The organism is Aestuariivirga sp., assembly GCF_020252405.1.
Lineage (GTDB): Bacteria > Pseudomonadota > Alphaproteobacteria > Rhizobiales > Aestuariivirgaceae > Aestuariivirga.
In genome coordinates, this window is sequence record NZ_JADCDA010000064.1 from 1 (window position 1) to 8,916 (window position 8,916).

General features: G+C 64.4%; 7 protein-coding genes. 5 read left to right on the forward strand and 2 right to left on the reverse strand.

Annotated features, from left to right (window positions below):
- Positions 1–137 precede the first annotated feature (137 nt).
- From IOC69_RS09980 to IOC69_RS09995, 4 genes are all read left to right on the forward strand, one after another.
- Positions 138–575, forward strand: coding sequence for an Lrp/AsnC family transcriptional regulator (locus tag IOC69_RS09980; protein ID WP_290543400.1), 438 nt, complete (start codon positions 138–140; stop codon positions 573–575).
- Positions 576–602: 27 nt separating this feature from the next.
- Positions 603–2,012 carry a DegQ family serine endoprotease gene (locus tag IOC69_RS09985; protein WP_290543401.1) on the forward strand — a complete coding sequence of 470 codons (1,410 nt, stop codon included), beginning with the start codon at positions 603–605 and terminating at the stop codon, positions 2,010–2,012.
- Positions 2,012–3,322, forward strand: a complete 1,311-nt coding sequence (locus tag IOC69_RS09990) for a replication-associated recombination protein A (protein WP_290543402.1) — start codon at positions 2,012–2,014, stop codon at positions 3,320–3,322. Before IOC69_RS09985 ends, IOC69_RS09990 begins: the two co-directional genes overlap by 1 nt.
- Before the next feature lie 455 nt (positions 3,323–3,777).
- On the forward strand, positions 3,778–4,170 hold the full coding sequence (locus IOC69_RS09995; RefSeq protein ID WP_366935510.1) for a VOC family protein: 393 nt from the start codon (positions 3,778–3,780) through the stop codon (positions 4,168–4,170).
- A gap of 153 nt (positions 4,171–4,323) precedes the next feature.
- On the opposite strand, the gene IOC69_RS10000 is transcribed toward IOC69_RS09995, so the two are convergent.
- Complete coding sequence (locus tag IOC69_RS10000; protein ID WP_290543404.1) at positions 4,324–4,785, reverse strand: gamma-glutamylcyclotransferase family protein; 462 nt, start codon at positions 4,783–4,785, stop codon at positions 4,324–4,326.
- Entirely contained in the window at positions 4,785–7,706 is a 2,922-nt protein-coding gene (gene uvrA / locus IOC69_RS10005) for an excinuclease ABC subunit UvrA (RefSeq protein WP_290543405.1), read from the reverse strand. The genes IOC69_RS10000 and uvrA overlap by 1 nt, the downstream gene beginning before the upstream one ends.
- Before the next feature lie 335 nt (positions 7,707–8,041).
- Between uvrA and IOC69_RS10010 the strand changes: the two genes are divergently transcribed.
- Positions 8,042–8,494 (forward strand): hypothetical protein, encoded by a 453-nt coding sequence (locus IOC69_RS10010; RefSeq protein WP_290543406.1) that lies wholly within the window; start codon positions 8,042–8,044, stop codon positions 8,492–8,494.
- Positions 8,495–8,916: the final 422 nt, after the last annotated feature.

The window sequence follows — 8,916 nt, forward strand, 5'->3', positions numbered from 1 at the left end:
CCATCGAAACCTCCGTAACATTGGGGAAAAACGCAAGCCCGGCACATAACGTCCGGTGTTGTCGGTTTACACACGGCGGTGTGCTGATTTATGACGGATGACTCGTCATTCCGACGAAAGCGGACCCCACATCGCCGATGGTGCACATCACCCCCAAGGACGAGGAGCTGATTGCCCTGCTGAAGGTGGATTCGCGCGAGCCGGTGGCTTCGCTCGCCCGCAAGCTGGGCCTGTCGCGCACCACGGTGCAGGACCGGCTGAAACGGCTGGAGGAAACGGGCGTGATCGCCGCCTATTCGGTCCGGCTGTCGCGGGAGCTCGACCAGGGCGGCATGCGGGCCTTCGTCACCCTTTCGGTGGAACCGCGCCGCCAGGTCGATGTGGGCCGCATGCTCGCCAGGTTCCCGCAGATCGAAACCCTGCACACGGTGAGCGGAAAATTCGACCTGATCGCTCAGGTCAAGACCGGGTCGTCCGAGGCCATGGACCGGCTGATCGACGGGATCGGCCAGATCCCCGGCATCACGCGGATCGAGACATCGGTCATTTTGTCGACAAAGCTTGATCGCAGATAGGCCGCCGAAAGCGCCATAAGGAGTCACATGCGTTTCGTTCCCGTCATCGCTTCCGCCCTCATGCTGGCGCTGGGCAGCCCGCTTGCCGAGGCCGCCGGCAAGGCCGTGCCGGCGTCCGCCGCCGCGGTGCAGCTGAGTTTTGCCCCGGTGGTCAAGACCACCGCCCCGGCCGTGGTCAACGTCTATTCGCAGCGCAAGCTGATGGAGGACCAGGGCGGCAACGGCTTCATGCAGGACCCGTTCTTCCGCCGCTTCTTCGGCGATGGCGGCAGCTTCGGCCGCCCGCGCGAGCGGGTGGCCAATTCGCTGGGCTCCGGCGTCATCGTCGATCCCAGGGGACTGATCGTGACCAACAACCACGTCATCGCCAACGCGACGGACGTGAAAGTGGCGCTCGCCGACAAGCGCGAGTTCGAGGCCAAAGTTCTGATCGCCGACGAGCGCACCGATCTGGCCGTTCTCAAGATCGACGTGCCGGACGAGGAATTGCCGGCGCTCGATCTTGCCGACTCCGACGCGCTGGAGGTGGGTGACCTCGTGCTCGCCATCGGCAACCCCTTCGGCGTGGGCCAGACGGTGACGAGCGGCATCATCTCGGCGCTGGCCCGCACGCGGGTGGGCGTGAGCGACTACCAATTCTTCATCCAGACCGACGCCGCAATCAACCCGGGCAACTCGGGCGGCGCGCTGGTCAACATGCGGGGCGAACTGGTGGGCATCAACACCGCCATCTTCTCGCGCTCGGGCGGGTCCATCGGCATTGGCTTTGCAATCCCCACCAACATGGTGAAAACGGTGGTGGCCACCGCCGAGAATGGCGGGGTGGCCATCAGGCGCCCCTGGCTTGGCGCCGAGCTGCAGGATGTCTCGCCCGACATCGCCACGTCTCTCGGCATGGCGAGGCCGGAAGGCGCGCTGATCGTGAGCCTGCATCCGCAGAGCCCGCTGGCCAGGGCCGGGCTCAAGCGCGGCGACATCGTTCTGGCGCTGGAAGGCAAGCCCGTGGAGACCGCCCAGGAGCTTGGCTATCGCGCCGCGACGACGGCCATTGGGGCGACGATCATCGTCGAATACCAGCGCAAGGGCGGCCGCAAGGAAACCCAGGTCACGATGATCGCCGCCCCCGAGACCGTGAAGCGCGACGAAACCCTGATCGCGGGCGCAAATCCTCTCACCGGCGCCACCGCCGCCAATCTTTCTCCTGCCGTTGCGGATGAACTGGGCCTGCCGGCCGATGCCGTGGGCGTCGTCGTCACCAAAATCGACACGGCGCCGGCGCTGCGCTTCTTCAAGCGGGGCGACATCGTGCTGGAGGTGAACGGCGCCAAGATCGACAGTGTCGACGCGCTCAACGCCGCCCTGGCGGATGACAGCAACCTGTGGCGCATTGCCATCGACCGCGGCGGACGGGTGGTGAAGATGGCCATTGGCGGCTGATGGCCAGCCTCTTCGACTCCGCCGGCTTCGGCAAGGACGCGCCGCGCCCCCTGGCGGACCGGCTGCGCCCGCAAAAGCTGGCGGATGTCGTGGGGCAGGACCATCTGGCCGGTGCCGATGGCGTGATCACCCGCATGCTGGCCGCGGGCCGCATTCCATCCATCATCCTTTGGGGGCCGCCGGGCACCGGCAAGACGACCATCGCGCGCCTCCTGGCGGGCGAGACGGGTCTCGCATTCGAGCAGATCTCGGCCATCTTCTCCGGCGTTGCAGACCTCAAGAAGCTGTTCGAGCAGGCGCGCATCAGGCGGGAGCAGGGGCGGGGCACGCTGCTCTTCGTCGATGAGATTCACCGCTTCAACAAGTCCCAGCAGGACTCCTTCCTGCCTTATGTGGAGGACGGGACGATTGTCCTCGTCGGCGCGACCACCGAGAACCCGAGCTTCGAACTGAACGGAGCGCTTCTTTCGCGCGCCCAGGTGCTTGTGCTGAACCGGCTGGACGCCGGGGCGATGAATGCCCTGATCCGGCGCGCCGAGATGTTCGAGCGGAGGCTCCTGCCGGCCGATGCCGCCGCGCGCGAGGCAATGATCGGCATGGCGGATGGCGACGGGCGCTATTTCCTTAATATGCTGGAGGAAGTCTTTGCCGCCGTGCCGGAGGGCGGTGACCCGCTGACACCGGAGTTGCTGGCGCGCACGGTCCAGAAGCGCATGCCGCTCTATGACAAGGCGGCGGACGGGCATTACAATCTGATCTCGGCTCTCCACAAATCGGTGCGCGGGTCGGACCCGGATGCGGCGCTCTATTATCTCGCGCGGATGCTCACGGCGGGCGAGGACCCGCTGTTCATCGTGCGCCGCGTGGTGCGGATGGCGATCGAGGATGTGGGGCTTGCCGACCCGGAGGCCGTGCACCAGGCACTGGCCGCGAAGGAAACCTACGACTTCCTCGGCAGCCCGGAGGGCGAGCTGGCGATTGCCCAGGCGGTCGTCTATGTTGCCACCGCGCCCAAATCGAATGCGGTTTACAATGCCTACAAGGCGGCCACCGGGCGGGCCAGGCAAACGGGCTCGCTGATGCCGCCCAAGATCATCCTCAACGCGCCCACCAAGCTGATGAAGAACCATGAATACGGCGCCGGCTACCGCTATGACCATGACCAGCCGGATGCGTTTTCCGGGCAGAACTATTTTCCTGACGGTCTGGGGCGTGAAACCTATTACGCCCCCGTCGAGCGCGGCTTCGAGCGCGAGGTGAAGCGCAGGCTGGAGTATTGGGGGAAACTGAGGAAGGAGCGGGAAGGTTAGCTGGTTTGTACCGGCGATGCGGTTTCCTTGCGACTGCGCCAGACCGCTAAAAATGCCCTGCAGTGGCTTTTGGCGTTGGCTGGCTAGGGGAATAGCGACGATTGCCTGAAATCAAAAAGCAATCGTTACGAAGTCCACCACGGGCCTCTCTATGCCCCATCTATCCGTCACCCCGGCGAAGGCCGGGGTCCAGCTTTGGTTCAGCACGCGCGGTGAGAAAGCTGGATCCCGGCCTTCGCCGGCATGACGGTCTGGAGAGCGTTGAACTGTTCTCCTCGGCACCCGCCATCGTGATCGGCAGATCATCCGCAGGCGGAACATGTTCTCCCGGTTCCGTTCTTGGCGCGTATCTCGTCCGGCAGTGCAAAAAGACGCTTGATATACTTGATATAGAAGTAGGATCGTCACACGCTCCGTGATGTCCAGCAATAAGAGACGCGAGCATGTTGACGCCCTTGACCAGCATCACGATCTACACGCGGTACATTCCGGAGATGGTCGAATTCTACGACCGCCATTTCGGCTACACGGCATTTCAGCGACCAGGTGACCGGATCATCGAACTGCGTCCACCAGGGTCCGGTACCGCCATTCGCCTGCATCCTGCCGCCAAGTCCCAGAAGATGGGGCAGGCACTGGTCAAGCTGAATTTTGATGTGGATGACGTTGCGGCCTTCGCCCGCGCCGCGAAGAAGCGCGGGCTTGAGTTTGGCCCGCTTCACGACGGCATGGGATATGTCTTCGCCAATGCCAAGGACCCGTCCGGCAATTCCATCTCGATCTCCGGCAGGGCCCCGGCAGTTGCGCAATCGGCGGAGTTCAATGTGCCCTACGCCCCGGGGCTTTGAGAGATGTTGAAGTCGTCACCCCGGCGAAGGCCGGGGTCCAGCTTTGGTTCAGCACGCGCGGTGAGAAAGCTGGATCCCGGCCTTCGCCGGGATGACGGGCCAAAGAGTGATGACGGGCCAAAGAGTGATGACGGGCTAAAGAGGGATGTCGGCCTAGAGAGAGGGGATGAGCCTGAGCGTGGCCACGTATTCCGCGGGCAAGTCGTTCTCCACGGCGCCTTCGATCATCGTCGCTAAATAGTTCGCACTCGGTACATGCTCACCGGGCTCCGGTCGTGCAAAGTATGTAAGGCATTCGACATCGCGGCCATCCATCAGCACACGGATGGTCTGGCGGTTGTAGCGGTTTTCGTGATGGGGCTTCGCTGGATCATAGCCCTCGCGCCTGTCGAGCGCCGCCAGATCCTCGTCATGCAGGCGGTAGACAACGCCCCACACCTCCGCACCCGGCGTCACCGCCAGACCCGCCACGCCGCAGTTGCGGATGGGGGACGTGCGCGGGACGCACAGCGCATGGTCCTTGAGCACGGCAATGCCCAGGCGCTCATGGTCCGGGCAGCGCTCGGTCATCTGCCGCCCGGACATGTTGGAGCCATAGGCGAAGTAGAGAAACACTACTCCGCGGCCTGCCTCTTGCCGCGCTTCAGCACGTCCTTGAGGAACTGGCCGGTGTAGCTGCGTTTTTCGCGCGCCACGTCTTCGGGCGTTCCGGCCACCACGATCGCGCCGCCGCCGTCGCCGCCCTCGGGGCCAAGATCGATGATCCAGTCGGCGGTCTTGATGACTTCGAGATTGTGTTCGATGACGACGACGCTGTTGCCCTGGTCGACCAGCTCATGCAGCACTTCGAGCAGCTTCCTCACGTCATGGAAGTGCAGGCCCGTCGTCGGTTCGTCAAGCAGGTAAAGCGTGCGGCCCGTGGCGCGGCGGGAAAGTTCCTTGGCGAGCTTCACGCGCTGCGCCTCGCCGCCCGACAGCGTGGTCGCCTGCTGGCCGACCTTGATGTAACCCAGGCCCACGCGCTCCAGCGTTTCCATCTTGTCGCGCACGGATGGCACGGCGCGGAAGAAGCCGGAGGCTTCCGTCACGGTCATGTCCAGCACGTCGGCGATGGACTTGTCCTTGAACTTGATCTCCAGCGTCTCGCGGTTGTAGCGGTGGCCGTGGCAGGCGTCGCAGGTGACATAGACATCCGGCAGGAAGTGCATCTCAATCTTGATGACGCCGTCGCCCTGGCAGGTTTCGCAGCGCCCGCCCTTGACGTTGAAGGAGAAGCGCCCCGCCTCATAGCCGCGCGCCTTGGCCTCGGGCAGGCCCGCGAACCAATCGCGGATCGGCGTGAAGGCCCCGGTGTAGGTGGCCGGGTTGGAGCGCGGCGTGCGCCCGATGGGGCTCTGGTCGATGTCGATGATCTTGTCGAGCAGTTCGAGGCCCTCGATGCGGTCATGATCGGCGGGCGCCTCGCGCGCGCCCATGAGCTTGCGCGCGGCGGCCTTGTAGACGGTGTCGATCAGCAGTGTGGACTTGCCGCCGCCCGAGACACCGGTGACGCAGGTGAACACGCCCAGAGGAATTTCCGCCGAGATGTTCTTCAGATTGTTGGCGCGCGCGCCGCTGACGCGGATGGAGCGGCCTTTTTTCCACTTGCGCCGTGCGCCGGGGAGCGGCACGGCCTGCTGGCCGGTGAGATATTGCCCGGTGAGCGACCTGGGGTTAGCCATGACTTCGGCGGGAGTCCCTTGCGCGACGATCTGGCCGCCGTGGACGCCCGCGCCGGGGCCGATGTCGACCACGTGGTCCGCAAGCCGGATCGCGTCCTCGTCATGTTCGACCACGATCACCGTGTTGCCGAGGTCACGGAGATGCACGAGGGTTTCGAGAAGCCGCGCATTGTCGCGCTGGTGCAGGCCGATCGACGGTTCGTCCAGCACATAGAGCACGCCCGTCAGGCCGGAGCCGATCTGCGAGGCGAGACGGATGCGCTGGCTCTCGCCGCCCGACAGCGTGCCGGAGGTGCGCGACAGGTTGAGGTAGTCGAGCCCCACATCGACGAGGAACTTCAGCCGGTCGCGGATTTCCTTGAGGATGCGCTGCGCGATCTCCATGTCCTTCGGCTTCAGCGTCTTCGCCAGGCCGGCGAACCACTCATTGGCCTCGCGGATCGACATCGCCGAGATCTCGCCGATGTGCTTGCGGCCGACCTTCACCGCCAGCGCCTGGGGCTTCAGACGGTGGCCGTTGCACTCGGAGCAGGGGTGGTCAGACTGGTATCTGGAGAGTTCCTCCCGCATCCATTCGGAATCCGTCTCGCGCCAGCGCCGCTCGATGTTGCCGATGACGCCCTCGAAGGGCTTCCTGGTCTTGTAGGCGCGGATGCCGTCGTCATAGGTGATGGTGACTTCCTCCTCGCCCGTGCCAAAGAGGATGGCCTCGCGCGCCTTCTTCGGAATGTCCTTCCAGGGCGTGTTCATGGACACCTTGTAGTGCCTGGCCAGCGCCTCGAGCGTCTGGTTGTAATAGGGCGAGGTGTTGCCGGTGCGCGCCCAGGGCAGGATGGCGCCGTCCCTCATGGACAGCGCGGCATCCGGAACCACGAGCTCGGGCTCGAAGTGGAGCTCGGTTCCCAGCCCGTCGCATTTGGGGCAGGCGCCGAAGGGGTTGTTGAAGGAGAACAGCCGCGGCTCGATCTCGTCGATGGTGAAGCCCGAGACGGGGCAGGCGAAGCGCTCGGAGAACAGCAGGCGCTCATGCGTGTCGTTCTTCGACTTGTTGGCGCCTTCCTCCGTGGTGGCCGAGGCGGGAAGCGGCCTGTCGGCGAATTCGGCAACGGCCAGGCCATCGGCCAGCTTGAGCGCGGTCTCGAAACTGTCGGCCAGCCTGGTTGCGATGTCAGGCTTCACCACGAGGCGGTCCACCACCACGTCGATGTCATGCTTGAACTTCTTGTCGAGGGCCGGGACGCTGTCAATCTCGTGGAACTTGCCATCGGCCTTGACGCGGGTGAAGCCCTTCTTCTGAAGTTCCACGAGTTCCTTGCGGTATTCGCCCTTGCGGCCGCGCACGATGGGGGCGAGCAGGTAGAGGCGGGCGCCGTCCTCCAGAGCCATGACGCGGTCGACCATCTGGGTGACGGTCTGGCTCTCGATGGGCAGGCCCGTGGCGGGCGAATAGGCAACGCCGACGCGCGCGAAGAGCAGGCGCATGTAGTCATAGATTTCGGTGACCGTGCCCACCGTGGAGCGCGGGTTGCGGCTGGTCGTCTTCTGCTCGATCGAGATGGCGGGCGACAGGCCGTCGATCTGGTCGACGTCCGGCTTCTGCATCATCTCGAGGAATTGCCGGGCATAGGCCGAGAGCGACTCGACATAGCGGCGCTGGCCCTCGGCATAGATCGTGTCGAAGGCGAGCGAGGATTTGCCGGAGCCTGACAGTCCGGTGAAGACGATCAGCCTGTCGCGCGGCAGCTCCAGCGAGACATTCTTCAGGTTGTGCTCACGCGCACCCTGGATGGACAGGACTTTCTTTTGCTCTGGCATGGCTCTCGACTAGATCAAGAAGAGAACGACCGCAAGGATGGACCGGTCATGTGTCGGAATAGGCACGGACGGGCGAACGGCTTTCGGCGGTCAAAGGGGTTTTCGGCAGGGTCTGGTCGCTGAACCTCAACGCCGGACTGGAGAACCACCGGTGACCGGCGGGCGACAGCGGCGCCGCTGGGCCCCGGTTCCGGCCGCGTATCGACGTGCAGCACGATTGCTTCTATTATCCGGGGGCGCATCGCTGTTATTGTCATGAGCCGATGCCAGAGTTGGAACTGGCGCACGCGCCGATTATTGATGTCCATCCATGCCGGCAACTGGAGAAACCGCAAATGAGTGATTCAATCGACGACCTGCTCCCCAGCGCCAAGTCCCTGGCGGAGAAGATCGCACTGGCGCAGGCGGAGGAGGCCCAGCGCCTGCTCAACCAGCAGAAGGAGGCCGAGGCCGAGCGGCAGGCCTTCATCGACCAGCTGCACAAGCCATTGGGTATCTCCGATGAGGAGGGCATCCGCCGCGCCCTGCGCATGATCCAGCGGGCGACCGACAAGGGCATGACCTCGGTTCAGGTCTATCGCTTCCCCAACGCCCTGTGCACCGACCACGGCCGGGCCATCAATCAGGGCGAGAAGGGCTGGGAGACCACGCTGACCGGCGTGCCCATGGAGGTCTATCAGCTGTGGAGCAAGTATTTCCGCGCCAAGGGCTATAAGCTGGCGGCCGAGATCGTGGATTTTCCGGACGGTGTGCCCGGCGACGTGGCCATGACCCTGTCATGGGCGTAAGGGGCATGCCGCGCGCCGCGTGGCAGGGCGCCTGAGGGCCCGGCCATGCAAGCGCCCCCGCCCCCGCCACAAGGGGCCGGCCCTCGTCTTTCCTCTCCCCCACCGGGGGAGAGGAATAAAGTCGCTGTCGTCCGGCGCATGTTCCGGGAAGGCGGGTGCACCCGGTGGGAACATGCATGTGCCGGGCGGTTCTCACGGGTCAGGAATAATTTGTCCCGCCCCCGCCACGGGGGCAAGGCTATCGCAAACGGAGCCTTGTGCTTTTTTTCTTCTTTCCTCTCCCCCACCGGGGGAGAGGGCAGGGTGAGGGGGTCTGTCCGGTATGAACCTGCTACATCCCTGACAGAATAGACCGGCGACATTCCTGACAGTTTAGTTTGAGCCTTCATATGGAGGCTTGATCGATGCCATTCAGGGAGACG

Excerpts from the sequence above, each read along its gene's own strand:
- IOC69_RS09980 (WP_290543400.1), top strand. The coding sequence starts at position 138 with ATGGTGCACATCACCCCCAAGGACGAGGAGCTGATTGCCCTGCTGAAG.
- IOC69_RS09985 (WP_290543401.1), top strand. The coding sequence starts at position 603 with ATGCGTTTCGTTCCCGTCATCGCTTCCGCCCTCATGCTGGCGCTGGGC.
- IOC69_RS09990 (WP_290543402.1), top strand. The coding sequence starts at position 2,012 with ATGGCCAGCCTCTTCGACTCCGCCGGCTTCGGCAAGGACGCGCCGCGC.
- uvrA (WP_290543405.1), bottom strand. The coding sequence starts at position 7,706 with ATGCCAGAGCAAAAGAAAGTCCTGTCCATCCAGGGTGCGCGTGAGCAC.
- IOC69_RS10010 (WP_290543406.1), top strand. The coding sequence starts at position 8,042 with ATGAGTGATTCAATCGACGACCTGCTCCCCAGCGCCAAGTCCCTGGCG.